This is a genomic window from Stutzerimonas stutzeri, from assembly GCF_038561965.1.
In the GTDB taxonomy this organism is placed as follows: domain Bacteria; phylum Pseudomonadota; class Gammaproteobacteria; order Pseudomonadales; family Pseudomonadaceae; genus Stutzerimonas; species Stutzerimonas stutzeri_AA.
The window spans coordinates 81,445-106,676 of the sequence record NZ_CP139348.1 but is presented as its reverse complement, the minus strand read 5'-3'; the positions used below and the strand labels follow the sequence as shown (position 1 = coordinate 106,676).

General features: G+C 63.5%; 23 protein-coding genes. 16 read left to right on the top strand and 7 right to left on the bottom strand.

The genetic code is table 11. From position 1 onward, the window contains the following. Positions 1 to 22 precede the first annotated feature (22 nt). The 9 genes from rfbB (at position 23) to dctM (ending at position 10,253) form a co-directional block, all read left to right on the top strand. Entirely contained in the window at positions 23 to 1,093 is a 1,071-nt protein-coding gene (gene rfbB, locus SM130_RS00460) for a dTDP-glucose 4,6-dehydratase (RefSeq protein WP_102826870.1), read from the top strand. Next, positions 1,090 to 1,962: a glucose-1-phosphate thymidylyltransferase RfbA gene (gene rfbA, locus SM130_RS00455; protein WP_102826871.1), complete on the top strand. Its 873-nt coding sequence runs from the start codon at positions 1,090 to 1,092 to the stop codon at positions 1,960 to 1,962. Before rfbB ends, rfbA begins: the two co-directional genes overlap by 4 nt. Further along, on the top strand, positions 1,959 to 2,504 hold the full coding sequence (rfbC, locus tag SM130_RS00450) for a dTDP-4-dehydrorhamnose 3,5-epimerase (protein WP_102826872.1): 546 nt from the start codon (positions 1,959 to 1,961) through the stop codon (positions 2,502 to 2,504). The genes rfbA and rfbC overlap by 4 nt, the downstream gene beginning before the upstream one ends. Then, positions 2,501 to 3,415, top strand: a complete 915-nt coding sequence (rfbD, locus tag SM130_RS00445; protein WP_102826873.1) for a dTDP-4-dehydrorhamnose reductase — start codon at positions 2,501 to 2,503, stop codon at positions 3,413 to 3,415. The genes rfbC and rfbD overlap by 4 nt, the downstream gene beginning before the upstream one ends. Positions 3,416 to 3,546: 131 nt before the next feature. Continuing rightward, positions 3,547 to 5,352 (top strand): sensor histidine kinase, encoded by a 1,806-nt coding sequence (locus SM130_RS00440; protein WP_102826874.1) that lies wholly within the window; start codon positions 3,547 to 3,549, stop codon positions 5,350 to 5,352. Beyond that, the gene (locus SM130_RS00435) at positions 5,349 to 6,743 is read left to right on the top strand and encodes a sigma-54-dependent transcriptional regulator (RefSeq protein ID WP_102826875.1); all 1,395 of its coding nucleotides are present in this window, start codon (positions 5,349 to 5,351) and stop codon (positions 6,741 to 6,743) included. The genes SM130_RS00440 and SM130_RS00435 overlap by 4 nt, the downstream gene beginning before the upstream one ends. Positions 6,744 to 7,088: 345 nt before the next feature. After that, positions 7,089 to 8,084, top strand: coding sequence for a C4-dicarboxylate TRAP substrate-binding protein DctP (gene dctP / locus SM130_RS00430; RefSeq protein ID WP_102826876.1), 996 nt, complete (start codon positions 7,089 to 7,091; stop codon positions 8,082 to 8,084). 262 nt (positions 8,085 to 8,346) lie between these two features. Then, positions 8,347 to 8,976 carry a TRAP transporter small permease gene (locus SM130_RS00425; protein ID WP_102826877.1) on the top strand — a complete coding sequence of 210 codons (630 nt, stop codon included), beginning with the start codon at positions 8,347 to 8,349 and terminating at the stop codon, positions 8,974 to 8,976. Then, positions 8,973 to 10,253 carry a C4-dicarboxylate TRAP transporter large permease protein DctM gene (gene dctM, locus SM130_RS00420; RefSeq protein ID WP_102826878.1) on the top strand — a complete coding sequence of 427 codons (1,281 nt, stop codon included), beginning with the start codon at positions 8,973 to 8,975 and terminating at the stop codon, positions 10,251 to 10,253. Before SM130_RS00425 ends, dctM begins: the two co-directional genes overlap by 4 nt. A gap of 66 nt (positions 10,254 to 10,319) precedes the next feature. Here dctM and SM130_RS00415 read toward each other — a convergent pair whose 3' ends face one another. Beyond that, on the bottom strand, positions 10,320 to 10,928 hold the full coding sequence (locus tag SM130_RS00415; RefSeq protein WP_102826879.1) for a 2OG-Fe(II) oxygenase: 609 nt from the start codon (positions 10,926 to 10,928) through the stop codon (positions 10,320 to 10,322). 154 nt (positions 10,929 to 11,082) lie between these two features. On the opposite strand from SM130_RS00415, the gene SM130_RS00410 reads away from it, so the two are divergent. Continuing rightward, positions 11,083 to 11,847 (top strand): hypothetical protein, encoded by a 765-nt coding sequence (locus SM130_RS00410; protein WP_102826880.1) that lies wholly within the window; start codon positions 11,083 to 11,085, stop codon positions 11,845 to 11,847. A 4-nt stretch (positions 11,848 to 11,851) separates the two neighbouring features. Here the strand turns inward: SM130_RS00410 and SM130_RS00405 are convergent, their stop codons facing one another. Continuing rightward, positions 11,852 to 12,790 carry an alpha/beta hydrolase gene (locus SM130_RS00405; protein ID WP_102826881.1) on the bottom strand — a complete coding sequence of 313 codons (939 nt, stop codon included), beginning with the start codon at positions 12,788 to 12,790 and terminating at the stop codon, positions 11,852 to 11,854. Between the two features lie 85 nt (positions 12,791 to 12,875). Here SM130_RS00405 and SM130_RS00400 point away from each other — a divergent pair, with 85 nt between their 5' ends. From SM130_RS00400 to SM130_RS00375, 6 genes are all read left to right on the top strand, one after another. Continuing rightward, positions 12,876 to 13,448 (top strand): DUF6436 domain-containing protein, encoded by a 573-nt coding sequence (locus SM130_RS00400; protein WP_102826882.1) that lies wholly within the window; start codon positions 12,876 to 12,878, stop codon positions 13,446 to 13,448. Positions 13,449 to 13,558: 110 nt separating this feature from the next. After that, the gene (locus tag SM130_RS00395) at positions 13,559 to 15,622 is read left to right on the top strand and encodes a TonB-dependent receptor plug domain-containing protein (protein WP_102826883.1); all 2,064 of its coding nucleotides are present in this window, start codon (positions 13,559 to 13,561) and stop codon (positions 15,620 to 15,622) included. Next, entirely contained in the window at positions 15,622 to 16,614 is a 993-nt protein-coding gene (locus tag SM130_RS00390; RefSeq protein WP_102826884.1) for an ABC transporter substrate-binding protein, read from the top strand. Before SM130_RS00395 ends, SM130_RS00390 begins: the two co-directional genes overlap by 1 nt. Then, positions 16,611 to 17,402: an ABC transporter permease gene (locus tag SM130_RS00385; protein WP_102826885.1), complete on the top strand. Its 792-nt coding sequence runs from the start codon at positions 16,611 to 16,613 to the stop codon at positions 17,400 to 17,402. Before SM130_RS00390 ends, SM130_RS00385 begins: the two co-directional genes overlap by 4 nt. Continuing rightward, the gene (locus SM130_RS00380; RefSeq protein WP_102826886.1) at positions 17,399 to 18,223 is read left to right on the top strand and encodes an ABC transporter ATP-binding protein; all 825 of its coding nucleotides are present in this window, start codon (positions 17,399 to 17,401) and stop codon (positions 18,221 to 18,223) included. The genes SM130_RS00385 and SM130_RS00380 overlap by 4 nt, the downstream gene beginning before the upstream one ends. Then, on the top strand, positions 18,217 to 19,479 hold the full coding sequence (locus SM130_RS00375; protein WP_102826887.1) for an NnrS family protein: 1,263 nt from the start codon (positions 18,217 to 18,219) through the stop codon (positions 19,477 to 19,479). The genes SM130_RS00380 and SM130_RS00375 overlap by 7 nt, the downstream gene beginning before the upstream one ends. 180 nt (positions 19,480 to 19,659) lie before the next feature. Here SM130_RS00375 and SM130_RS00370 read toward each other — a convergent pair whose 3' ends face one another. From SM130_RS00370 to SM130_RS00350, 5 genes are all read right to left on the bottom strand, one after another. After that, positions 19,660 to 20,562 (bottom strand): ABC transporter permease subunit, encoded by a 903-nt coding sequence (locus SM130_RS00370; RefSeq protein ID WP_102826888.1) that lies wholly within the window; start codon positions 20,560 to 20,562, stop codon positions 19,660 to 19,662. Continuing rightward, entirely contained in the window at positions 20,559 to 21,440 is an 882-nt protein-coding gene (locus SM130_RS00365; protein ID WP_181019306.1) for an ABC transporter permease subunit, read from the bottom strand. The genes SM130_RS00370 and SM130_RS00365 overlap by 4 nt, the downstream gene beginning before the upstream one ends. Before the next feature lie 11 nt (positions 21,441 to 21,451). Further along, positions 21,452 to 22,603 (bottom strand): polyamine ABC transporter ATP-binding protein, encoded by a 1,152-nt coding sequence (gene potA, locus SM130_RS00360; RefSeq protein ID WP_102826890.1) that lies wholly within the window; start codon positions 22,601 to 22,603, stop codon positions 21,452 to 21,454. A gap of 99 nt (positions 22,604 to 22,702) precedes the next feature. Further along, a complete protein-coding gene (locus tag SM130_RS00355) occupies positions 22,703 to 23,788 on the bottom strand; it encodes a polyamine ABC transporter substrate-binding protein (protein ID WP_102826891.1) in 1,086 nt (361 codons plus the stop codon). A 245-nt stretch (positions 23,789 to 24,033) separates the two neighbouring features. Continuing rightward, a complete protein-coding gene (locus SM130_RS00350) occupies positions 24,034 to 25,125 on the bottom strand; it encodes a polyamine ABC transporter substrate-binding protein (protein ID WP_102826893.1) in 1,092 nt (363 codons plus the stop codon). Positions 25,126 to 25,232 lie beyond the last annotated feature (107 nt).

Here is a 25,232-nt window from a genome sequence, read left to right as displayed (position 1 = left end):
GCGCCAAGGAAGCCTCATCACTATGCGCATTCTCGTTACTGGCGGTGCCGGATTCATCGGCTCCGCACTGATCCGCCACCTCATCCTCGATACCGAGCACAGCGTGCTCAACCTGGACAAACTGACCTACGCCGGCAACCTCGAGTCGCTGGCAACCGTGGAAGACAACCCGCGCTATCAGTTCCTCCAGGCCGACATCGCCGATCGTGAGCGGGTCAGCGAGGCGCTGTTGGAGTTTCAGCCGGACGCCATCATGCATCTGGCCGCCGAATCTCACGTGGACCGCTCCATCGATGGTCCGGCCGAGTTCATCCAGACCAACATCGTCGGCACCTATCAGCTGCTGGAGGCCACCCGCGCTTACTGGCAAAGCCTGCCGGCCGAGCGCCGCGAGGCGTTCCGTTTCCATCACATCTCCACCGACGAGGTGTATGGCGACTTGCACGGTTTCGACGATCTGTTCACCGAAACCACGCCTTACGCACCCAGCTCGCCCTACTCGGCGAGCAAGGCGTCATCGGATCACCTGGTCCGTGCCTGGCAGCGTACCTACGGGCTGCCGGTGCTGATCACCAACTGCTCGAACAACTACGGCCCTTATCACTTCCCCGAGAAGCTGATCCCGCTGGTGATCCTCAATGCGCTGGACGGCAAGCCGCTGCCCATTTACGGCAACGGCACCCAGGTGCGTGATTGGCTGTTTGTCGAAGACCATGCCCGCGCACTGTTCAAGGTGGTCAGCGAAGGCAAGGTCGGTGAGACCTACAACATCGGCGGCCACAACGAGCAGAAGAACATCGAGGTGGTGCGCGGTATCTGCGCGCTGCTCGAAGAGCTGGCACCGAGCAAACCGGCCGGCCTGACGCACTATGAAGAGCTGATCACCTTCGTCAAGGATCGCCCGGGCCACGACCTGCGCTACGCCATCGACGCCAGCAAGATCGAACGCGAGCTCGGCTGGGTGCCGCAGGAAACCTTCCAGACCGGCCTGCGCAAGACCGTGCAGTGGTATCTGGACAATCTCGAATGGTGCCGTCGCGTTCAGGACGGCAGCTATCAACGCGAGCGCCTTGGCGCACTGGAGAACGCATGAAAGGAATCATCCTCGCCGGAGGCTCCGGCACTCGTCTGCATCCCATCACCCTTGGCGTATCCAAGCAGCTGCTGCCGATCTACGACAAGCCGATGGCCTACTACCCGATTTCGGTACTGATGCTCGCCGGTATCCGCGACATTCTGCTGATCTCCACCCCGCAGGATCTGCCGCAGTACCGGAACCTGCTGGGTGATGGCAGCCAGTTCGGCGTCAACTTCACCTATGCCGAGCAGCCCTCTCCGGACGGCCTGGCCCAGGCGTTCCTGATTGGTGAAGAGTTCATCGGTGACGACTCGGTGTGCCTGATCCTCGGCGACAACATCTTCCACGGCCAGCACTTCACCGAGAAGCTGCAGCGTGCCGCGGCACAGCCAAGCGGCGCCACGGTGTTCGGCTATTGGGTCAAGGACCCGGAGCGCTTCGGCGTGATTGACTTCGACGAGACCGGCAAAGCCCTGTCTATCGAGGAAAAACCGAAGAAGCCCAAGTCCAGTTACGCGGTGACCGGCCTGTATTTCTATGACAATGACGTGATCGAGATCGCCAAGTCGATCAAGCCGTCGCCACGCGGCGAGCTGGAGATCACCGACGTCAACATGGCCTATCTCGAGCGCGGCGATCTCAATGTCGAACGCTTCGGCCGTGGCTTCGCCTGGCTGGATACCGGCACTCACGACAGCCTGCTCGAAGCCTCGCAGTACGTGCAGACCATCGAGCACCGCCAAGGTCTCAAGGTCGCCTGTCTGGAAGAGATCGCCTACCAGAACAAGTGGATCGACCGCGAGCAGCTACTGCGCCGCGCCGATGCCTTGGGCAAGACCGGTTACGGCCAGTACCTGTTCAAACTGGCGGGTGAAGACGCATGAAGATCATCGAAACCAGCATTCCCGACGTACTGATCATCGAGCCCAAGGTCTTCGGCGACGAACGCGGTTTCTTCTACGAGAGCTTCAATGCGGCCGCTTTCGAAGCGGCCACGGGGCTCAAACGCCAGTTCGTCCAGGACAACCACTCCAAGTCCCAGCGCGGCGTGTTGCGCGGCCTGCACTACCAGATCCAGCAACCGCAGGGAAAACTGGTACGGGTCGTTGCCGGCGAGGTGTTCGACGTTGCCGTAGACCTGCGCAAAAGCTCGCCGAGCTTCGGCCGCTGGGTCGGTACTCACCTGAACGCGCAGAACCAGCGCCAGCTGTGGATTCCCGAAGGTTTCGCACACGGATTCGTGGTGCTCAGCGAAAGCGCCGAATTCCTCTACAAGACCACCGACTACTACGCGCCGGAGCATGAACGCAGTCTGTTGTGGAACGATCCGGAGCTCGGCATCGAGTGGCCGATCGAAGAACCGCTACAGCTGTCCGCCAAAGACCAGGCCGGCAAGCGCCTATGCGATGCGGAGCTGTTTCCATGAAGATCCTGATCACCGGCAGCAAGGGGCAACTCGCCCGTGAACTGCAGTTGGAGCTGGCGGGTGCCGGTAAATTGCTGGCGCTTGGACACAACGCACTGGACCTGTCCGATCCGGATCAGGTCCGTGAACAGGTGCGCCTATTGCGACCGGATCTGATCATCAATGCGGCGGCGTACACCGCCGTCGACCCTGCTGAAAGCCATCGCGAGCTGGCCTTCGCTGTCAACGCCCGCGGCCCGCAGGTACTTGCTGAAGAAGCGGCGCGTCTTGGCGTGCCGCTGATTCACTACTCCACCGACTACGTGTTCGACGGCCGCAAGGCCGAGCCCTACACCGAAGCCGATGTGCCGCAGCCATTGAGCGTCTACGGCGCCAGCAAGCTGGCCGGAGAGCAGGCCATTCAGGCGGTCGGAGGGGAATACCTGATCCTGCGCACCAGCTGGGTCTACTCGCAGCACGGCAAGAATTTCCTGCTGACCATGCAACGTCTGCTGCAGGAGCGCGATGCGCTTTCAGTGGTCAGCGACGAGATCGGCGCGCCGACCTGGGCCGCCACCATCGCTCGCACCACGGCGGAAATGGTGCGCAAGCGCAGCAGTGGCGAAGCAGGCCCGAGCGGTCTGTATCACCTCACAGCCAGCGGCGAGACGTCCTGGTATGGCTTCGCCTGCAGCATCGCCGAAAAGCTACGCCAGCAAGGCCGCCTGCGCGCCGAGATTACCCCGATCCTGTCGAGGGACTACCCGACCGCAGCACAGCGCCCGCTCAATTCCCGACTCAACTGCGCGCGACTACAAAACGACTGGGGCATCGACCTCCCGGATTGGGAAACCGCCATGCATGAGTGCCTTGCCCAATCGCAAGACTTCGGCATGCCCAACACCCTCCAGGCTGCTGCCGTCGGCCGCTGAGCCGAGCGGCGAATAGCGGCAGCAGCGGACAGCTGCCGTACAAGCATCCGCTGCCTGGCCGCCTCGATCATCGACGCTGAACGCCGGCACGCTCTGCGTGCATAATGCGCCCGACACCCAGGCGCCCACGCATGACCGCACAGCATCCTCCTCGCCGCCCTCGCTGGCGCAACCTCGCCCTGCTGGCCTTGCTGCTGGCGCCTTTGCTCTGGCCGTTGCAACAGCTCGCCGAGCGCTACTACCGCAACGAGCTGACCGAACAGAATCGTCAAACCCTCGACCTGTACGTAGCCAACCTGCTCGGCACGCTGAATCGCTATGAAGTGCTGCCGCGCATTCTCGGCGACTTGCCGGCTTTGCGCGCCGTTCTGCAGGGCGACGCACCGGCGGTGCGGGACAACGCCAATCGCTTGCTCAAGCGTCTGCGCAATCAGACCGGCGCCGACGTGATCTACCTCATGGGAACGGACGGCAACACCCTGGCGGCCTCGAACTGGGACGAGGAAGACAGCTTCGTCGACCGCAACTTTGCCTTTCGCCCCTATTTCCGCCAGGCCATGGAGGGCCGTCTGGGACGTTTCTTCGGTCTGGGTACTACCTCCGGAAAGCGCGGCTACTACTTCGGCGCCGCCGTGCGCGACGACAGCGGCATTCTCGGCGTACTGGTGGTCAAGGTCGATCTGGACCACACCGAGACCCTCTGGGGCAATACCCCGGAACAGCTGCTGGTGACCGACAATTTCGGCGTGGTAATTCTCACCTCACGCCCCGAATGGCGTTTCCGCGCGACGCGGGGACTGGCCGTCGACGAGCGCGAACAGATCGCCTTCGACCAGCCCTATCCCACCCTGTATCCACAGGACCTCACGCTGAACATCGACGCCTGGCTGATCCAGAGTCGCGAGCTCAAGGAAACCGGCTGGACGGTGCGCATTCTCGCCCCGGTCAACCTGGTCGAGCGACCGGTACGCACCGTCGTCGCCATCGGTGCCGCTACCCTGCTGGCGCTGCTGCTTTGGCTCGGCCTGCTGATGCAGCGCCGTCGGCACTTTCTCGAACGGCTGGCCCTCGATGCCCAGGCACGCCAGCAGCTGGAGCAACGCGTGCTCGAGCGCACCCGTGATCTGGAGGCGCTGAACAGCCGGCTGAAGGTTGAAGTGCTCGAGCGCGAACACGCCCAGCAGGAATTGGTGCGCGCCCAGGACGAGCTGCTGCAAGCCGGCAAGCTGTCGGCGCTGGGCACCATGTCGGCGAGCATCAGCCACGAACTCAACCAACCGCTGGCGGCGATTCGCAGCTATGCCGACAACGCCGGCGTGCTGCTCGACCATCAGCGCAACGGCGAGGCCCGCGACAATCTGCGATTGATCAGCGAATTGACCGCGCGCATGGCCTCGATCATCGCCCACCTGCGTGCCTTCGCCCGTCGCGACCAGCATGCGCCAGAGCGCGTCGCCCTGCAGCCAGCGCTGGACGACGCCCTTGCACTGCTCGCCAAGCGCCGCCAGGCGATGGGTGTGGAGCTGATCCGCGACCTGCCGGAAGCGACCCTATGGGTGCAGGCAGGCGAGACACGGCTGCGGCAGATCCTCGCCAATCTGCTGGCCAATGCCCTCGACGCGCTGACCGAGCGGCCGCAACCACGACGCATCTGGCTGCGCGCCGAGCAGCAGGGCGACGGTGTACTACTGAGCCTGCGCGACAATGGCCCGGGCTTTTCCGCCGAAGCCCTGCAGCGCGCCCGCGAGCCGTTCTTCACCACCAAGACCAGCGCACAGGGTCTAGGCCTCGGCCTGGCGATTTGCGATACCCTCACCCGCGCCTTGGGCGGCGAGCTGCGCATGAGCAACCATCCCGAGGGTGGCGCACAGCTTGGCCTGTTTCTGCGCTGTGCCGAGCCTGGCGTCGCCTTTCCCACCGAGGACCATTTCCAATGAGTAGCGACCACCCGATCAGTGCCCAGGCGCAGGTGCTGCTGATCGACGACGATCCCCATCTGCGTCAGGCATTGAGCCAGACCCTTGATCTCGCCGGGCTCAAGGTCGTCAGCCTGGGCGATGCACGGGATTTGGCTGCACGCCTCCCTGCGGATTGGGCAGGCGTGGTGGTCAGCGACATTCGCATGCCGGGTATCGATGGCCTGGAGCTGCTGCAGCAGCTGCGCGCCCGCGATGGCGAGCTACCGGTAATCCTCATCACCGGGCACGGCGACATCCAGCTGGCCGTGCAGGCGATGCGCGCCGGCGCTTACGATTTCCTAGAAAAACCCTTCCCCAGCGAAGCACTGCTGGACAGCGTGCGCCGGGCACTGGCGCTGCGTCAACTCGTGCTGGACAACCGCTCGCTGCGCCTGGCGCTGGCCGACCGCCAGCAACTCTCGGCGCGCCTGCTCGGCCAGTCCAGGGCGATGCTGCGCCTGCGCGAGCAGATCGGTGCGTTGGCCGGCACCCAGGCCGATGTACTGATCCTCGGCGAAACCGGCGCCGGCAAAGAGGTGGTTGCCCGCGCCCTGCATGACCTGTCCAACCGGCGTAACGGGCCCTTCGTGGCGATCAATGCCGGGGCGCTGGCCGAGTCGGTCGTGGAAAGCGAACTGTTCGGCCATGAGCCCGGCGCCTTTACCGGCGCGCAGAAGCGACGCATCGGCAAATTCGAGTTCGCCAACGGTGGCACGCTGTTTCTCGACGAGATCGAGAGCATGAGCCTGGACGTGCAGGTCAAGCTGCTCCGGCTGCTGCAGGAACGGGTCGTCGAACGGCTCGGCGGCAACCAGTCGATCGCGCTGGATATTCGCGTTATCGCCGCAACCAAGGAAGATCTACGAGTGGCTGCTGATCAGGGCCGCTTTCGCGCCGACCTGTATTATCGGCTCAACGTCGCGCCGCTGCGAATCCCACCGCTACGCGAGCGCAACGAGGACATCCTGCTGCTGTTTCAGTATTTCGCCGAGTCTGCCGCCCAGCGCCATGGCCTGCCGATACGCGAGCTGCAGCCGGAACAGCGTGCGGCGCTTTTGCGCCACGCCTGGCCGGGCAACGTGCGCGAGCTGCAAAATACAGCCGAGCGCTTCGCATTGGCCCTCGGCCTAGGGCTCGACCAGCCGGATGGCGAACCGGCTGACCGCCTGGCTGACAGCGGCAATCTTGGCGAGCAGGTTGACGCGTTCGAGCGCGCACTGATCGCTGCCGAGCTGAACCGCCCGCACGGCTCGCTGCGCAGCGTCGCTGAAGCACTGGGCCTGCCGCGCAAGACGCTGCACGACAAACTGCGCAAGCACGGCCTGACTTTCAACGACGCTGGCGGAAGCTCGCCCGACGAGAACGACTGAATGGCGGAAATCCGCCATCCTCTTTGCTAGTGACGGCACCGTCCATCAGGCAAAGGCGCGGTGAGGTCGACCATCCGCCTCAAAGCCCCCATCTGCCGCAAAGGTGCGAAATAGACGCGTTAGTTGGCAATTGGCCATTCAAACTTTCATCTATTGCTGGGTAAACTCCCCGCCCTCGGGTAGCGCTGCCGGTGATTGGCACAGGCATTGCTCCTGAAACTCGAAGAACCGGACGGAACAAGTGGCGATGGTGCATCGCAACCGGGCCATTGCGCCTAGACTTAAACCGCTGGTTACTGCCGGGAGCGCCGGACGGCCTCCCACTCACAACAAGAGGAAACATCAATGTTCAAACTGACTGCCAAGGCGCTCGCATGCGCCCTGTCGCTGAGCATCGCCGGTCTGGCCCAAGCGGCTGACCCGATCACCATCAAGTTCTCCCACGTCGTCGCCGAGAACACGCCGAAAGGCCAGGGCGCACTGATGTTCAAGAAACTGGTGGAAGAGCGTCTGGCCGGCAAGGTCGAGGTGCAGGTTTACCCGAACTCCTCGCTGTTCGGTGATGGCAAGGAAATGGAAGCCCTGCTGCTGGGCGACGTTCAGCTGATCGCTCCGTCGCTGGCCAAGTTCGAACATTACTCCAAGGGTGTTCAGGTCTATGACCTGCCGTTCCTGTTCGACGATATCGCGGCAGTCGACCGCTTCCAGAAAGGCGAAGCCGGGCAAAGCCTGCTGCGCACCATGGAAGACAAGAACATCACCGGCCTGGGCTACTGGCACAACGGCATGAAGCAGCTGTCGGCCAACAAGCCGCTGCGCGAGCCGAAGGATGCCCGTGGTCTGAAGTTCCGCGTACAGGCTTCTGCCGTACTGGACGAGCAGTTCAAGGCCGTGCGCGCCAACCCGCGCAAGATGAGCTTCGCCGAGGTCTACCAAGGCCTGCAGACTGGCGTTGTGAATGGTGCCGAGAACCCCTACTCGAACATCTACTCGCAGAAGATGCACGAAGTGCAGAAGTACATCACCGAGTCCAACCACGGTCTGCTGGATTACATGGTGATCACCAACACCAAGTTCTGGAACGGTCTGCCGGCTGACGTACGCGGCGAGCTGGAAACCATCCTGGACGAAGTGACTGTCGCGGTGAACAAGCAGGCTGACGAGCTGAACCAGGCCGACAAGCAGCGCATCGTCGATGCTGGCACCACCGAGATCATCAACCTGACTCCTGAGCAGCGCGAAATGTGGCGCGAAGCCATGAAGCCGGTCTGGAAGAAGTTCGAAGGCGAGATCGGTGCTGACCTGATCAAGGCTGCCGAAGCAGCCAACCAGGCTAACTAAGCCTTGCCGAGGGGCGGATACTCCGCCCCTTTGCTGTAACACCCGAAATACCCGACAGCTCAGTGAAAAAACATAGCAGCTGACGAAGGCGAAGCCCACACCAAGGGCAGACAGGCCAGGCCAAGGTGATCCCCTAGCCACGCCGCTTCGATAGTGACAACAAGAGTTTTTCATTGCTCTGTCTGCCAGCCCACCCCGGCTGGTTCACGGCGCACCTCCGTGCTGCCTTTGCACAACAGCAGTCCATCGGGAGATGTCATCCATGAACGCCCTCTGGCGCGTCTGGGATCGCTTCGAGGAAGGCTTCATCGCCTTTCTGTTGGTCACCATGACACTGGTGACCTTCGTCTACGTGATCCTCAACAACCTCTACACACTTTTCTACGATCTGGGCGACCGGTTCGAAGGCAGCGCCGACTTCTGGTTCGCGATCGGTGATTTCATCATCGGTATGGCCCAGGCCATGACGTGGAGCACCGCACTGACCAAGGCGCTGTTCGCCTGGCTGATCTTTTCCGGCCTCGCCTATGGCGTGCGCACCGCCGGTCACATCGGCGTCGATGCACTGGTGAAGCTGGCGCCGCGGCACATCCAGCGCATCATCGGCATCATCGCCTGCCTGTTCTGCCTGGGTTACGCCGGCCTGCTGACTGTAGCCAGTTTCGAATGGATCCAGACGCTATTCATCGCCAATATCGGCGCGGAAGACCTGGGGCATATCGGCATCAAGCAGTGGCACATCGGCATGATCGTGCCGTTCGGCTTTGCCATGGTGTTCATCCGTTTCGTCGAAATCTTCGTGCGCATCCTGCGCAACGAGCAAACCGGACTCGGCCTGGCCGATGAAGCGGCCGAAGCGGCCAAGCTCGGCGAAGAGGAGCCCAAGCAATGACCATTCTGTTCCTGTTCCTCGCCCTCTTCGCACTGATGTTCATCGGTGTTCCGGTGGCCGTTTCCCTCGGTCTGGCCGGTTCGCTGACCATCATGATCTTCAGCCAGGACTCGGTGCGCTCGCTGGCAATCAAGCTGTTCGAGACCTCCGAGCACTACACCCTGCTGGCAATCCCGTTCTTCCTGCTTGCCGGTGCCTTCATGACCACCGGCGGCGTGGCGCGTCGCCTGATCGACTTCGCCAACGCCTGTGTCGGCCACATCCGTGGCGGCCTGGCGATCGGTGCGGTGCTGGCATGCATGCTGTTCGCCGCGTTGTCCGGTTCGTCACCGGCAACCGTAGCCGCAGTCGGCTCCATTGCCATCGCCGGCATGGTGCGCTCCGGCTACCCGCAGGCATTCGGTGCCGGCATCGTCTGTAACGCCGGCACCCTGGGCATCCTGATCCCGCCATCGGTGGTCATGGTGGTCTACGCCGCCGCGACCGAGACCTCGGTGGGCAAGCTGTTCATGGCCGGTGTCGTCCCCGGCATCATGCTCGGCGGCGCGCTGATGCTGGCGATCTACATCATTGCGGTGAAGAAGAACCTGCCGGCACTGCCGCGCGCCACGTTCCGCGAATGGCTCTCCGCCGCGCGCAAGGCGGTCTGGGGTCTGCTGCTGATGGTGATCATCCTCGGCGGCATCTACTCGGGGATGTTCACGCCCACCGAAGCGGCTGCCGTGGCTGCGGTGTATTCGGCCTTCATCGCCCTGTTCGTCTACAAGGATCTGACCTGGCGTGAGTGTCCGAAGGTGCTGCTGGAGTCCGGCAAGCTGAGCATTATGCTGATGTTCATCATCGCCAACGCCATGCTCTTCGCCCACGTGCTGACCACCGAGCAGATCCCGCAGGCAATCACCGCCTGGGTCATCGAGGCCGGGCTGCAGCCATGGATGTTCCTGCTGGTGGTGAACATCGTGCTGCTGATCGCGGGTGCCTTTATGGAACCGTCGGCGATCATCCTGATCCTGGCACCGATTCTGTTCCCGATCGCCATTCAGCTAGGCATCGATCCGATTCACCTCGGCATCATCATGGTGGTGAACATGGAGATCGGATTGATAACGCCACCGGTGGGGCTGAACCTGTTCGTCGCCTCGGCGGTGACGGGCATGCCGGTCACCCAGGTGATCCGTGCAGTGCTGCCGTGGCTGGCGCTGATGCTGAGCTTCCTGGTGATCATCACCTACGTGCCGTCGATTTCGCTGGCGCTGCCAAACATGCTTGGCATGTAGCGCGGAGCAATTTCTTCCCTTTAGCCCGGCTTATGCCGGGCTTTTTTTCGCCCGGAGAAAGGCGCGTCAGAGCGCCAGTACGTCCGCCGGGCGGCGGCGGAACCAGCCCGTCAGCGACAGGCGATCGGCCTGGGTGACCAGCACCTCGTGGGGGAATTCGCCGGAGAGAAACACCACCAGATTACCGGCCAGCGGCGGCACGTCCTGCTGCGAGCCATCGGGCATATGCATGCGCAACTCGCCGGCATGGGCCGGCTGCCAGTCCGGATTAAGGTAGATCACCGCGGTCACCGAACGGCTGTCGTCATCGCGAAAGCGATCCAGATGGGTCTGGTAGAAGGCGCCGGGCGGATAGAAGGCGAAATGGCACTCGAATTCTTCCAGGCCGAGAAACAGCTCGCGGTTGAGCGCCTGACGCAACTCGTCCATCACCCCGAGGTACTGATCGCAGACCGCCGCCTGGCCAGGTTCCAGCCACTGGATATGGTCGCTGCGAATGCCTTCGCGCACAGCCTGCGCCTCGCCGCGGCCGACGCCGGCCGGTGCCAGGGCACCTTCGGCCTCACGCCTGCGGCACTCGTCGGCCAGCTTGTGGGTCACATCACTGGGAAGAAAAGAACTCTGCAGCGACCAGCCGCGCTCGGCGAGGTCGTCGATGATCGAAGAGAACTGCAAGGAAGTGACTCCGAAGGGATACCGCAGGAGTCTAGGGTCTGTTACGACCCCGCCACAAGCACCGTCGCTGCGCCAATTGGCTGCAGCGCTCGCGCGCCTCGACAAGCATGCGCCGGGGCACGGAAAATGAACCGCCCGCCAGACAGGAGCTTCCATGCGCGCCCTTTTAGCCTGTGTACTGCTGACCTTCAGCTTCGCCAGCTTTGCCGATACTTATCAGGAACTCTACGAAACCGCCGGCTGGACCGAACAGCGGGCCAATTTCGCCGATGCCCTGACCGCCGCCCAGCAACGTTACAAGGACACCCTGCCGCCTGCGGTATTCCAGGCACTGGTGACCAACAGCAACCGTCGCTTCGCCTCTCACGCCATCGACCAACGCGCTCAGCGAGCGCTACGCGAGCACCTGCCAGAGCCGCAACCAGCACTGGAGTTCTTCCAGTCGACACTGGGACGCAAGATCGTCTCTGCCGAAGTGCTGGCCGCGCGCCGCGAGCAACTGGCGCGGCACAGCAACGGGTTGCCACGGGTCGAGGCTGGCAGCAATCGGCAGTTGCTGATCCGCCACCTGGCCACGGCCATTCCGGCCAGCGAGGCGGGTGCGGAAGTCAGCCTGGCGCTGGCCGGCGTTGCCGCCGACAGCTTGAGCCAGATGATTCCCGGGCTGCTTGGCGGCAATCAGGCGCAGAACCTCTTGAGCAGTCAGCGCAAGCGGATGATCGAGCAGACCGAAGCCGACCTCGATAACACCCTGCTGTATGTCTATCGCGACCTGTCCGATGCCGAGCTGGAGGAATACGTGCAGTTCGCCCAGTCGGACGCGGGCAAAGCCTATTACCAGGCGGCGCTGCAGGCGCTGCGGGCCGGGCTGGCAGTAGGCATGAGCGGCACCGACCTGGAGCCGCAGCAGGGCATCTGAGCGGCTACTTCAGGCGCTCGCGCAGGAACTCGAAGTAGGCACGGCGCAGCTCCTCGCGTTCGTTCACCAGATGGTGGCGTGCCTCGGGCAGGCGCAGAACTTCCGCACCAGCGAACTTGCGTTCGAGGATCGGCAGGTTGTACTGCCAATCCACCGTCATGTCCGCCTCGCCCTGGATGATCAGTGGCGAGTGGGTGCTGCCCGCTGCACCTTCGATGCGCGGTATCCAGCGTGACAAGGCGCCGACCCAGGCGGTTGGCAGGATGTCCGGCTGCAGCGGGTCCTGGCTCTGGACGAACTCGAGAAAACCCGGATCACCGGAGTTCTCACTGAACGTCCGCGGTATCTGCTGTACGAAGCGCCGCAGCAATTCGTAGCTGATGCGCGAGCGCAACCAGGCACGCGGGCGGATCAATGGCGCCAGCAGGATGGTGCGGCCCAAGTCAGGACTGTCGGCCTGATGCAACAGGTAATCCAGCGCGATGGCACCGCCGGTGCTCTGGCCAAGCAGATGCCAAGGCCGCGGCAGATCAAGCTGGCGCGCCTGCTCGAACAGCCCGCTGAGCACCGCCTGGTATTCGTCGAATTCGTTGATGCTCGCCCGCGGGCCACTGGACAGGCCGTGCCCCGGCAGGTCGCAAGCAAGCACGGCGAAACCCATCTCCAGCGCCCAGTCGACCACATGTCGATACAGGCCCATGTGATCGTAGTAGCCATGCAGGATCAGCAGACTGGCGTGGGGCTGCTCGGGCCACCAGGCCTGGGCGACCACATCGTAGTCATGCACACGGAAGCGCCCTAACCGCCGCTGCACATTGCGCCGATGCGGCATGTCCAGGCCGTAATAGGCCTGGTAGTGCAGCGTTTCGGCGCAAGCGTCGGTTGCCTCGACCAGGGCGGGCAAACTGTTGCGCAGACGATCAGGCTGGATACGCGAAGGCATGGGCTTTCTTTGGACGGTTGGGACTCGGGATATTCAGCTCTGAGCCGCGTCATGGCAAGCTTGCGCACCCACATCGGAGCCAGCCATGAGTGCCCGCCGCAAATACCTGATCGCCGCCTTGATCGCCCTGCTCTGGGGCGGCGCCATGCTGGCCGCGTTCTGGTGGTTCGAGGCACGCTACCTGCGCACCTTCGAAGGTGAGCGCGCCGAGCTGTTTTCCGGCGACGAGCTGCGCCTGCCGGCGGAACTGCAGGGCCCTGGGCCGGTGCGTTTCGTGCATTTCTGGGATCCGAGCTGTCCATGCAATGTTGGCAACCAGCAGCACCTGGAAGAGCTGCTGAAGCGCTTTGCCGGGCAGCCCGTGGACTTCTATGAAGTGCGCAAACCCGGCAGCAAGGGCCGTCTGCCGGGACCGCTGGCGTCACTGCAGTCGCTGGACGTGCTGCCCGGCTCCGAGCAACTGCCGGCCAGCCCCGCCGTGGGCATCTGGGACCAGAGCGGCGAACTCGCCTATATCGGTCCGTACAGCGAGGGCGCGGTGTGCAGCTCGGACAATAGCTTCGTCGAGCCGATCCTCGATGCGGTGCTGGCCGGGCGCAAGGTGCGCGCCACCCATTCGCTGGCGGTGGCTTGCTTCTGCGACTGGCAGCAACCATAGGCTATGACCGGCAAACTTGATCGCAATCAAATGATAACTATTATCACCTGAACGAGAATCGCTCCCATCCAGTCGGCATCACAGTCGACGCACCATCCGGGAGCCGTTCGATGATCCTCCGCCTTCACCCGCTCGCCCTGGCCTGCCTGGCCGTAAGCACTACTTCCGCTCTCGCCGCACCACTCGAGTTGCCGGAAACTGTCGTCACCGCCAAGGGCTACGAAGCCGCGACCCAGGACATTCCGCAAGCCATCGAGGTACTGCAAGCACAGCCAACCGAAACGGCAGCGCCGGCTGGCAGCCTGTTCCGCGGTAAGCCCGGGCTCGCCGTGCATAGCGACGGCGCCTGGGGGCAGAACCCGGTGTTGCGCGGCATGAAGAAGGAAAGCGTGGTGCTGATGGTCGACGGCGTGCGGGTCAATTCCGGCCAGCCGCAAGGCTCGTTAGCCTCGCAGCTTGATCTCGGTTTGCTGGAACGCGCCGAAGTGGTCAAGGGTCCGGGCTCGGTGCTGTACGGCAGCGGCGCCATGGGCGGGGTGGTCAACCTGGTCACGCCACAGGCACGCTTTACAGAGCAGGACGAACGCAGCGGACGCTTCTCCACCAGCGCCAGCAGCGTCGACAAGGGCTTCACCGGCGCGACGCTGCTGCGCGACTCCAGCAGCGATCATGCGCTGGTGCTGGGCGTTGCAGGGCGCAAGGTCAACGACTACAAAAGCCCCAACGGTACCGAAGAGAACACTGGCTACAGCTCCGATACCCTGCTGTTCAAGTACAAGCAAAGGCTGGCCGAGGATGTCAGCGTAAACCTGAACATCCAGCGCCACACCGACCGCGACGTCTGGTACCCGGGCTCGGCGCGTACCGGTGGGCAGCCGGGCGGCGCCGGCATCCCGGTACCGCTCGGCACCGCGACCATTCATTCGCCGGAACAGCAGCGCGAGCTGTTCCAGATCGGACTGGAAAACGGTCTCGGTGCAGGCACCCTGAACACCGAACTCTACCGTCAGGAGGTCTACCGGGAGATCCGTGCCTACTCCGAGCGGCTCGATCGCGACTACGTTCGCAACGACGTCAGCTTCATTACTCACGGGCTGCGCTCGAGCTGGGTGGTGCCAGTAGCCGATCACCTGCTGACGGTGGGCGTCGACGGCTGGAAGATGACCGGCGATCCGGAGCGCTACGTGGATGGCCCGCCGACCTTCAACAACAACCAGCGCAACGACCCCTTCAAGGATGCCGAGATCGAGTCCTACGGGCTGTTCGTGCAGGACGAATTCGACCTCGGCCAGACGCGCCTCACCGCCGGAGCCCGTTACGACCGCATCAGCGCCGATGCCCGAGCCAAGGGCAACGGTCCTTCATTTACAACCAGCGGCCTGGACAGCACTGACCACAACCTGTCGTGGTCGCTGGGTGCGCTGCATCCGCTGACCGACACCCTTAACCTTTATGCCAACGTCGGCCAGGCCTATCGCGCCGCCGACATGCGCGAGCGCTATGACGATGCGCCGCGCGGCGACGGCTATTTTCACGTCGGCAACCCGCAGCTGGACGCCGAGCGCTCCACCAGTTTCGAGGTCGGTCTCAAGGGTAACGATGGCGATTTCACCTATCAGCTGGCTGCCTTCCACACACGCATCGACGACTACATCGCCGGCCGCGTGACCGGCACTAACGCGCCCAACGGGCTGCCGATCAAGCGCACCGAGAACCTCGACAAAGTGGTGATCTACGGTTTCGAAGGCAGCGCCAGCAAGGCCGTTGGCGTCTTCGTGGTGGACGGCAGCTTCACCTGGCTGCGCGGTGAGAACAAACAGGACGACGAACCACTGAACCAGATGCCGGCCCACGAGCTTACCCTGGGCATTGGCCAGCCGGCCGAGCGCGGCCTCTACTGGCATGCCCAGCTGCGTGCGGTCGCCGAACAGGATCGTGTAGCGACCGAGTTCACCCGCGGTGGCGAGGACCGTACCGCAGGCTTCGTTACCGCCGATGCCAGCCTGGGCTGGGGCTTTGGCAAGATCGGTGTACTGCAGACCGCCAATCTCGATGCGCGCCTGAGCAACCTGTTCGACAAGGCCTACCACGAGCATCTGGCTGACGGCATCAGCGGCAACGAGCTGGAAGCACCCGGGCGCGGCATCACCGTCGCGCTGAGCGGGAGCTTCTGATGCTCCGCCACCTGCTGATGGCCGTTCTGCTGGTGGCTGGAGCACCAGCGTTGGCGGACAAGCTGCCGCGCCTGGTCCTGGCCGGCCCGTCCTCGTCGGTATCGAATCCGTTGATTCACATGGTCGAATCCGGTGCGCTGGACGACCTGGCGGACAAGGTGGAATTCGTCAGCTGGCGCGATCCCGACCAGCTGCGCCTGCTAGCGCTGAACGAGCAGGCAGACGTGCTGGCCATGCCGGTCAACGTCGCCGCCAACCTGTACAACCGCGGCGCCAAGCTGCGCATGCTCAACGTTTCGACCTGGGGGCTGCTCTGGCTGGTGTCCCGCGAACAGGGCCTGACCACCCTGGACGATCTGCGCGGCAAGGAGATCGCCATGCCGTTCCGTGGCGACATGCCGGACATCCTCTTCGGCCTGCTGGCCGAGCGTGCCGGCATCGATGTACGCAAGGACCTGCGTTTACGCTACGTCGCCACCCCAATCGACGCCATGCAGCTGCTGCTGATGCGCCGTACCGACCACGCGCTGCTGGCCGAGCCGGCAATCTCCATGGCCCTGCGCAAGGCCAGCGAAGGGCCGTTGGGGCTGGTTGCGCCGGATCTGTATCGCAGCGTCGACCTGCAACGGGAGTGGGGCCGTCTGCTGCAACGCGAAGCACGCATTCCACAGGCCGGCATCGCGCTGATGGCCAGTGTGAAGGACCAGCCGCAGATCGCCGCACGTATCGCCCAGGCCTATGCCGACTCGCTGCAGTGGTGCAGCGCCAACGCCGAGCGCTGTGGCCAGCTGGTCGCCAAGCATCTGCCGATGCTCAGCGCTGCTGCGGTAACCGATTCGCTGGCCGTGGCGCAGATGGAGGCCGTGCCCGCCGCCGAGGCGCGGGCAGAAGTGGAGTATCTGTTCGAGCTGCTGTTGCAAAAGAACCCGGCGCTGATCGGCGGCAAGCTGCCGGCCGATGACTTCTACTCGCCAGTCAGCGATCAGCCATGAGCCTCCTGCGCAGCTGGCTGGCCAGCCTGCCCGGCTATCTGTGGAGCGGCTGGGGCGCGCTAGCCAGCCTGTTTCTGCTGCTGGCGGGCTGGGAGGCAGTGGCCAGTCACTATGGCGCACTGGTGCTGCCTACGCCGCTGGACACCTTTGCCCGTCTGCTCCAGTTGATCGATGAAGGGGCCGCCTGGCCGGAGCTACTGGCCACCAGCCGCCGGGCGCTGCTCGGCTTTGCCTTGTCCGTGGTGGTCGGCAGCGTACTCGGGCTTGCCGCCGGTGTCTCCATGACTGCCTCGATGATGGCGCGGCCGCTGGTCACCGTGCTCATGGGCATGCCGCCAATCGCCTGGCTGGTACTGGCGATGCTCTGGTTCGGCGCCAGCGACGGCACTCCGGTGTTCACCGTGTTCATCGCCAGCTTTCCGCTGGTGTTCGTCGGTGCACTGCAAGGCACCCGCACACTGGACAACCAGCTAAAGGGCATGGCCCTGGCATTTCGCCTGCCGCGGCGGATGCTGTTGCTCGATGTCTATCTGCCGCACGTCGTCTCCTACCTGTTTCCGGCCTGGATCACCGCACTCGCCATGGCCTGGAAAATCGTGGTGATGGCCGAGTTGCTCGCCACCCAGGACGGCGTCGGCGCCGCGCTCGCGGTGTCACGCTCGCATCTGGATACCAGCGCGACCATGGCTTGGATCACCGCGGTGGTCGGCCTGTTGCTGGCGGTGGAATACCTGCTGCTGGAACCGATCAAGCGCGAAGTCGAGCGCTGGCGCGAGGTGTCCTCATGACGCAATTGCACATTCACGGCCTGGCCCACGCCTTTGGTCGCGAGGAAATCTTCAGCGGCATCGACTTCAACCTGGCGGCAGGTGAAGTGGTCGCGCTGGTCGGCCCTTCGGGCTGCGGCAAGACCACCCTGCTGCACCTTTGCGCAGGGCTGCTGGACGTGCAGGAAGGACGCATCGACAACGGTTTCGGTAACCCCGCCAGCATGTTCCAGCAACCGCGGCTGCTGCCATGGAAAACCACACTCGATAACATCGCCCTGGGCCTCAAGGCCGCCGGCATGCCGCGACCGCAACGCCTGCAGCAAGCGGCGGCCCTGGCGCTGCGCCTGGGCCTGGCTGCTGGCGATCTTGGCAAATTTCCGCACCAGCTTTCCGGTGGCATGCAGAGCCGTGTGTCCCTGGCGCGGGCGCTGGTGTTGCAGCCGGATCTGCTGCTGCTCGATGAACCCTTCGCCGCGCTGGATATCGGCCTCAAGGAAGACCTCTACGCCCTGCTGCTGGCCGAGCAGGCTGCACGCGGCATGGGCGTGCTGATGATCACCCACGACCTGATGGAAGCCGTGCGCCTGGCCGACCGCATCCTGGTCATGGCGGCCACACCGGGACGCATCGTCAGCCACCTTGAGCTGGATCTGCCAGCCGTGCAGCGCAGCGATATCTGGATCTATCAGCACACCGCCGAGCTGCTGCAGTTGCCCGCCGTGCGCGAGAGCTTCGGCCTGGCCAGCCGCGCGCCGCAGCCCTTGCCCACCGACGCCAAGTTCGCCATTCGCGAGGCAGCCCCCTCACCCACCGCCAGTAGAGCGCGCTCACGATGCTGAAGACCTTATCGCCGCGACTCGCTGCCTGGCCATTGCTGCTGTGCAGCTTCCGTCCGCTGTTTCTCGCCACCGTGCTGCTGGCCGTGGCCGGCATCGCACTCTGGCTCGGCTTTCTCGGTTTCGGGTTGCCGCTGCCAAGCGTGCCGGGTGGGCCAATGGTCTGGCATGCCCATGAGATGCTGCTCGGCTTCGGCCTTGCCGCGGTGGCCGGCTTCGTGCTCACCGCGGTGCCCGAATTCACTGCCACCGCGGCGTTCGGCCGGCATGTGGGTTTTGCCTTTTTGCTGCTCTGGCTGGCGGCGCGGCTGTGTTTCTGGCTCTCCGGCATCATTGGGCCGTGGCCGGCGGCGCTGTTCAACAGTGCCTTCGCGCTCGCCCTGCCGCTGCTGCTCGCCCCGCGCCTGCTGGGCGATCCCTTGCGCCGACAGTACGGTTTCTTTGGCGGGCTCAGCGCGCTGGCCCTGGTGACAGTCGGCTTCCATATCGACGCCGTCAGCGGCCAGTACCCGATGCGCTGGTTACATGCGGCGGTCGGCGTGATGATGGTGCTGATCGTGGTCGCCATGAGCCGAATCTCCATGCGCATCCTCAACGACGCCATTCAGGCACACCGGGATGCCGGCCACGAGGTGGACGACGACTATCGCGCGCGACCGCCACGGCGCAACCTGGCGATCTTCTGCATCAGCCTGTTTTCCCTCGTTGAGTGGCTGGCTCTGCCGGCCCCGCTGAACGGCTGGCTGGCGCTCGCCACAGCCGCTGCCATGTTCAATCTGCTCAACGACTGGCACATCGGCCGCGCGCTGCTGGAACGCTGGTCGCTGATGCTCTACAGCGTTTACTGGTTGATGGCCTTGGGTTATGGCGCACTCGGCGTCTCGCTGCTCGCCGACGGTTATGCCAGCAGCGCCGGTCGCCATCTGCTGACGCTTGGCGCCATGGGCGTATCGATTCTCGCGGTGCTGTGCATCGCCGGGCGCACCCACAGCGGTTATGCGCTGGATCGCGGGCCCTGGGTGCCTATCGCAACGTGCCTGCTGGTATTCGCCGCGCTGCTGCGCGCCAGCGCCGGGCTGCCGGGTGCGCCCGTGCCACTGCTGAACATGCTCGCAGGGCTCGGTTGGCTGACGGCCTTCGGCCTGGCGTTGCGCTACCTGGCACCACTCTGGCTGCGCCCGCGCCCGGATGGCGGTGCGGGATGCGACGAGCCACTGAGTGAGAACGCAACTGGTACGGGTTGCCGACCTGAAGGCTGATCGGCACATGGACGCGGAATGGTTGCTGGGGAAGCGCAACGGACGCACCGAGACGTGATGCCTGAAGATGGCGCGACTCGCGTTATCCGCTCTCCGGCTGCACATGGCGTTGCGGAGCAGACAACTGAAACAAAAAGGGCGCATCGATGCGCCCTTTTCGTTTTGCTGTCGAGCCAATGCTCAGGTATGTACCGAGGGCGGCACCAGCACTTTGCGGCTGTCGATCACCTGGCGCCAGGTCGGATTGCCAGCGGTTTCAGCAGCGGCCTGCTGCATCGCGCGGATACGGCGTTTTTCGGCGCGGCGGGTGAGGAACCAGGCAAGGAAGGTCGCCAGCGACACGCTGAGCAGGATCAGGCTGGCCACCGCGTTGATCTCCGGTTTCACGCCCAGACGCACGGCAGAGAAGATCTCCATCGGCAGGGTGGTCGAACCTGGACCGGAGACGAAGCTGGCCAGTACCAGATCATCCAGCGACAGGGCGAAGGAGAGCATGCCGCCAGCCGCCAGCGAGGGCGCGATCATCGGCATGGTGATCACGAAGAATACCTTCCACGGTCGCGCACCGAGGTCCATCGCGGCTTCCTCGATGGACAGGTCCAGCTCGCGCAGGCGCGCCATCACCACCACCGCGACGTACGCCGAGCAGAAGGTGGTGTGGGCGATCCAGATCGTCACCAGCCCGCGCTGCGCCGGCCAGCCGACCAGTTGCGCCATGGCGACGAACAACAGCAGCAAGGACAGACCGGTGATCACTTCCGGCATCACCAGCGGCGCGGTGACCAGGCCACCGAACAGCGTGCGGCCACGGAACACCGGGATCCGCGTGAGGACGAATGCAGCCATGGTGCCCAGCGCCACGGCGGCAACCGCGGTGTAGGCCGCGACTTCCAGCGAGCGCATCACCGCGCCCATCAGCTGGGAGTTGTCCAGCAGCCCGGTGTACCACTTCAGCGACCAGCCACCCCACACCGTCACCAACCGCGAGGCGTTGAACGAGTAGATGACCAGAATCACCATCGGCAGGTAGATGAACAGCAACCCGAGCACCAGGATCAGATTGGAAAAGCTCCAGCGCCTCATAGCTTGCCCTCCAGTTCCTTGGCTTGGTTTCTGTTGAACAGGATGATCGGTATCAGCAGGATCGCCAGCATCACCACCGCCAGAGCCGAGGCCACTGGCCAATCACGGTTGTTGAAGAACTCCTGCCACAGCACCTTGCCGATCATCAGCGTCTCCGGGCCGCCGAGCAGTTCGGGGATGACGAACTCGCCCACCACCGGGATGAACACCAGCATGCAACCGGCGATGATGCCGTTCTTCGACAGCGGCACGGTGATCTTCCAGAAGCTGGTGAGGTTGCGCGCACCGAGGTCGGAGGCGGCCTCCAGCAGGCTCTGGTCGTGCTTCACCAGGTTGGCGTAGAGCGGCAGGATCATGAACGGCAGGTAGGAATAGACCACGCCGATGTACACGGCGATATCCGTATTGAGTATCTGCAGCGGTGTGTCGATCAGCCCCATGCCGAGCAGCAGGCTGTTGAGCAGACCGTTGCTGCTGAGAATGCCCATCCAGGCATAGACGCGGATGAGGATGGCGGTCCAGGTCGGCATCATGATCAGCAGCAGCAGCACCGTCTGCAGATCCTTGCGCGCCCGCGAGATCGCATAGGCCATGGGATAGCCGATCAGCAGGCAGAGCAGGGTGCTGAAGAAGGCGATCTTCAGCGAGCCCAGATAGGCCGCCAGATACAGCTCGTCTTCGCTGAGGAAGATGTAGTTGCCGAGGTTTACCAGCACCTGCAGCTGCTGGTTGGCATAGGCGAAGATGTCGGTATACGGCGGTATCGCCACATCGGCTTCGGCGAAGCTGATCTTCAGCACGATGGCGAATGGCAGCAGGAAGAACAGCATCAGCCAAACGAAGGGTACGCCGATGACCAGTCGGCGCCCGGTGTTCAACGGCGAGCGCTTCATGCCTGCAACACCACGCCGCTGTCATCCCACCAGTAGACGTACACCTCTTCCTCCCAGGTCGGCAGTTTCACGTGGCGCTCGGCGTTGGCCATGAAGGCCTGCAGCACGCCACCGGATGGCAGCTTGATGTAATAGACCGAGTGGCCACCGAGGTAGGCGATGTCGTGCACGACGCCTTTGGCCCAGTTGTAGCCAGGGCGCTCCAGTTCTGGCAGTTCGGTGCCGATCAGCAGCTTTTCCGGACGGATCGCGTAGGTGATCTGCTTGTCCTGGGCGCGGGTACTGATGCCGTGACCGACGTAGATCGGGTTCTCAAGGCCTGGGCTGGCAATGACGGCGTGATCGCCCATGTCTTCGATCAGCTCGCCATCGAACAGGTTGACGTTGCCGATGAACTCGCAGACCAGGCGGCTCGCCGGGGTCTCGTAGATGTCCATCGGGCTGCCGACCTGGGCGATCCAACCCAAATGCATGATGGCAATGCGTTCGGCCATGGTCATGGCCTCTTCCTGGTCGTGGGTGACCATCACGCAGGTCACGCCGACGCGCTCGATGATCTGCACCAGCTCCAGCTGCATCTGTGAGCGCAGCTTCTTGTCCAGCGCGCCCATCGGCTCGTCGAGCAGCAGCAGCTTGGGACGCTTGGCAAGCGAACGCGCCAGCGCGACACGCTGGCGTTGGCCGCCGGACAGCTGATGCGGCTTGCGCCTGGCGTACTGACTCATCTGCACCAGCCCGAGCATCTCCTTCACCCGCGCTTCGACCTCCTCTTTCGGCAGCCCATCCTGCTTGAGGCCGAAAGCGATGTTCTGCTCCACTGTCATGTGCGGGAACAGGGCGTAGGACTGGAACATCATGTTGATCGGCCGCTCGTAGGGCGGCATGTCGGTAATGTCCTGGCCATCGAGGAAGATGCGTCCCTCGGTGGGCCGCTCGAAGCCGGCGAGCATGCGCAGCAGGGTCGATTTTCCCGAGCCCGAACCGCCCAGCAGCGCGAAGATTTCGCCCTGATGGATGCTCAGCGAGACATCGTCGACCGCCACCGTTTCGTCGAACTTCTTGGTGACGCGATCGATCTTCAGCAGCACCTGCTTGTTCTTGCTCTCGCCACTGAGGGCTTTCTTGTAGGCGCTGGAGGCAACGGCCATGCGCGAACTCCCGAAATGAAAAAGGTTGGCCGGCCTGCGCCGGGTATCTAGTGGTCATTGCAACGAGCGCGTCGCCAGACGCGCCCTTCGATCAGGGGTTCACTTGCCGGACTTCACCTTGGTCCAGGAGCGGGTCGTCAACCGCTGGATCTTCGGCGGCAGCTCGGCCATGACGTACAGGCGATCCAGCACTTCCTGCGGCGGATATACCGAAGCGTCCTGGCGCACCTCCTGGTCCATCAGCTCGCCGGCCTTGAGATTGGGGTTGGCGTAACCGACATAGTCACTCACCCCGGCAATCACTTCGGGGCGCAGCAGGTAGTTGATGAACGCGTGGGCTTCGTCGACGTTACGTGCATCGGCCGGAATGGCGAGCATGTCGAACCAGAGGTTGCCGCCCTCCTTGGGAATGGCGTAGGCGATCTCGACCCCTTTGCCGGCTTCCTCGGCGCGGGCGGCCGCCTGGAATACATCGCCGGAGAACCCGGCGGCGACGCAGATATTGCCATTGGCGAGGTCAGAAATGTATTTGGAAGAATGGAAATAACGCACATGTGGACGCACGGCCAGGAGCTTCTCCTCGGCCTTCTGATAATCCGCGGCGTTCTCGCTGTTGGGGTCCAGCCCCAGGTAGTTGAGCATGGCCGGGATCATCTCATCCGCCGAATCGAGAAAGGCGATGCCGCAGCTGGCCAGCTTTGCCGCGTTCTCCGGCTCGAAGATCACCGCCCAGGAATCGATCTCATCGACGCCCAGCGCGGCTTTGACCTTCTCCACGTTGTAACCGATGCCGTTGGTGCCCCATAGATACGGCGCCGCATGGGCATTGCTGGGGTCGTTCTTCTGCAGCTGCTTGAGCAGCGCCGGGTCGAGGTGTTCCCAGTTCGGCAGCTTGCTCTTGTCCAGCGCCTGGAACGCACCGGCACGGATCTGCTTGCCGAGGAAATGGTTGGAGGGCACCACCACGTCGTAGCCGCTGCGGCCAGCCAGCAGTTTGCCTTCCAGGGTTTCATTGGAATCGAAGACGTCGTAGACGGGCTTGATGCCGGTTTCCTTCTCGAACTCTTCCAGCGTCGTTTCGCCGATGTAATCCGACCAGTTGTAGATGTGCACGGACGCAGCCTGGGCGGTCGCGGTACCGGCAATGGCGGCGGCGACGATCAGCGACTTGAATGTCGAACGCATGAATGAGTCCTCTTGTTACAGACCGCGCGCGATCCCGGCGGGAAAGGCGGGCTGTTTATTGGAAAAACCTCTGAAAATCAACAGATTTGGTGTAACGGACAGTGCTGCCGCGACGAGCAGGCGTGCCGGGGCCGTGTTCGGATGCTTACTCTCGCAACCCAATGTGCGGCAGGTACTGCTGTCGATGATTGCCCCGATAGCCGTGCATGCGTGCGTACACACTAGCCGGCATCGGGGCGGGCCCATCAACGTCCGGACTTGATCTTGGTCCAGCTGCGGGTCATCGCGCGCTGGGTTTTCGGATCCAGGTCAGGGAAGGTGTAGAGCTTCTGCAGCACCTCCTTGCTCGGGTAGATACCTTCGTCCGTGCGAATCGCTTCATCCAGCAACGGGGTAGCAGCGGCGTTGCCGTTGGGGAACTGCACGTAGTTGGTGATCGACGCCATCACTTCCGGCTTCATCAGGTAGTTGAGGAAGACGTGGGCGTTGTCGACGTTCTTGGCATCGGCTGGCACCGCCAGCATGTCGAAGAAGCTGCCGGCGCCCTGCTGCGGAATCTTGTAGCCGACGTTTACGCCGTTGGCCGCTTCCTCGGCGCGGGATTTGCCTTGGTAGATGTCGCCGGAATAACCGATCGCCACGCAGATATTGCCGTTGGCCAGGTCCGAGATGTACTTGGACGAATGGAAGTAGGCGACGTGCGGGCGGATCTGCATGAACAGGTCTTCGGCCTTCTTCAGCTCGTCGGCCTTGCCGCTGTCCGGCGCATAACCCAGGTAGTGCAGCGCGGCAGGCAGCATCTCGGTCGGCGAGTCGAGGAAGGCGACGCCACAGGACTTCAGCTTCTCGATGTTTTCCGGCTTGAACACCAGATCCCAGGAGTTCACCGGCGCGTTATCGCCGAGTACGGCCTTGACCTTGTCGACGTTGTAGCCGATGCCGATGGTGCCCCACATGTAGGGAATCGAGTACTGGTTGCCCGGGTCGCTCGGCTCCAGCGCCTTGAGCAGGTCCTTGTCGAGATTTTCCCAGTTCGGCAGCTTGGACTTGTCCAGCTTCTGGAACACGCCGGCCTTGATCTGCTTGGCCAGGAACGGGTTGGACGGCACCACCACGTCATAACCGGAGCTACCGGCCAACAGTTTGGCTTCGAGCACTTCATTGCTGTCGAAGACATCGTAGACGACCTTGATGCCGGTTTCCTTGGTGAAGTTTTCCAGGGTGTCTTCGGCGATGTAGTCGGACCAGTTGTAGACGTGCAATACCTGAGCCTGAGCAGCCCCGGCAACGGTGCCGGCCAGCGTCATGGCAAGAAGGGTCTTGGCGAAGGGTTTCATCCGTGCAGCTCCTGTTGTCATCGTTAATTGTCGGGGCAGTGGAGCAGGCCATGTAGCGGAACGGCCCGCGGTGTGCCGGCGTCGACACACCCCTCGGCAAGTCTGGC

Excerpts from the sequence above, each read along its gene's own strand:
- rfbB (WP_102826870.1), top strand. The coding sequence starts at position 23 with ATGCGCATTCTCGTTACTGGCGGTGCCGGATTCATCGGCTCCGCACTG.
- rfbA (WP_102826871.1), top strand. The coding sequence starts at position 1,090 with ATGAAAGGAATCATCCTCGCCGGAGGCTCCGGCACTCGTCTGCATCCC.
- rfbC (WP_102826872.1), top strand. The coding sequence starts at position 1,959 with ATGAAGATCATCGAAACCAGCATTCCCGACGTACTGATCATCGAGCCC.
- rfbD (WP_102826873.1), top strand. The coding sequence starts at position 2,501 with ATGAAGATCCTGATCACCGGCAGCAAGGGGCAACTCGCCCGTGAACTG.
- SM130_RS00440 (WP_102826874.1), top strand. The coding sequence starts at position 3,547 with ATGACCGCACAGCATCCTCCTCGCCGCCCTCGCTGGCGCAACCTCGCC.
- SM130_RS00435 (WP_102826875.1), top strand. The coding sequence starts at position 5,349 with ATGAGTAGCGACCACCCGATCAGTGCCCAGGCGCAGGTGCTGCTGATC.
- dctP (WP_102826876.1), top strand. The coding sequence starts at position 7,089 with ATGTTCAAACTGACTGCCAAGGCGCTCGCATGCGCCCTGTCGCTGAGC.
- SM130_RS00425 (WP_102826877.1), top strand. The coding sequence starts at position 8,347 with ATGAACGCCCTCTGGCGCGTCTGGGATCGCTTCGAGGAAGGCTTCATC.
- dctM (WP_102826878.1), top strand. The coding sequence starts at position 8,973 with ATGACCATTCTGTTCCTGTTCCTCGCCCTCTTCGCACTGATGTTCATC.
- SM130_RS00410 (WP_102826880.1), top strand. The coding sequence starts at position 11,083 with ATGCGCGCCCTTTTAGCCTGTGTACTGCTGACCTTCAGCTTCGCCAGC.
- SM130_RS00405 (WP_102826881.1), bottom strand. The coding sequence starts at position 12,790 with ATGCCTTCGCGTATCCAGCCTGATCGTCTGCGCAACAGTTTGCCCGCC.
- SM130_RS00400 (WP_102826882.1), top strand. The coding sequence starts at position 12,876 with ATGAGTGCCCGCCGCAAATACCTGATCGCCGCCTTGATCGCCCTGCTC.
- SM130_RS00395 (WP_102826883.1), top strand. The coding sequence starts at position 13,559 with ATGATCCTCCGCCTTCACCCGCTCGCCCTGGCCTGCCTGGCCGTAAGC.
- SM130_RS00390 (WP_102826884.1), top strand. The coding sequence starts at position 15,622 with ATGCTCCGCCACCTGCTGATGGCCGTTCTGCTGGTGGCTGGAGCACCA.
- SM130_RS00385 (WP_102826885.1), top strand. The coding sequence starts at position 16,611 with ATGAGCCTCCTGCGCAGCTGGCTGGCCAGCCTGCCCGGCTATCTGTGG.
- SM130_RS00380 (WP_102826886.1), top strand. The coding sequence starts at position 17,399 with ATGACGCAATTGCACATTCACGGCCTGGCCCACGCCTTTGGTCGCGAG.
- SM130_RS00375 (WP_102826887.1), top strand. The coding sequence starts at position 18,217 with ATGCTGAAGACCTTATCGCCGCGACTCGCTGCCTGGCCATTGCTGCTG.
- SM130_RS00370 (WP_102826888.1), bottom strand. The coding sequence starts at position 20,562 with ATGAGGCGCTGGAGCTTTTCCAATCTGATCCTGGTGCTCGGGTTGCTG.
- potA (WP_102826890.1), bottom strand. The coding sequence starts at position 22,603 with ATGGCCGTTGCCTCCAGCGCCTACAAGAAAGCCCTCAGTGGCGAGAGC.
- SM130_RS00355 (WP_102826891.1), bottom strand. The coding sequence starts at position 23,788 with ATGCGTTCGACATTCAAGTCGCTGATCGTCGCCGCCGCCATTGCCGGT.
- SM130_RS00350 (WP_102826893.1), bottom strand. The coding sequence starts at position 25,125 with ATGAAACCCTTCGCCAAGACCCTTCTTGCCATGACGCTGGCCGGCACC.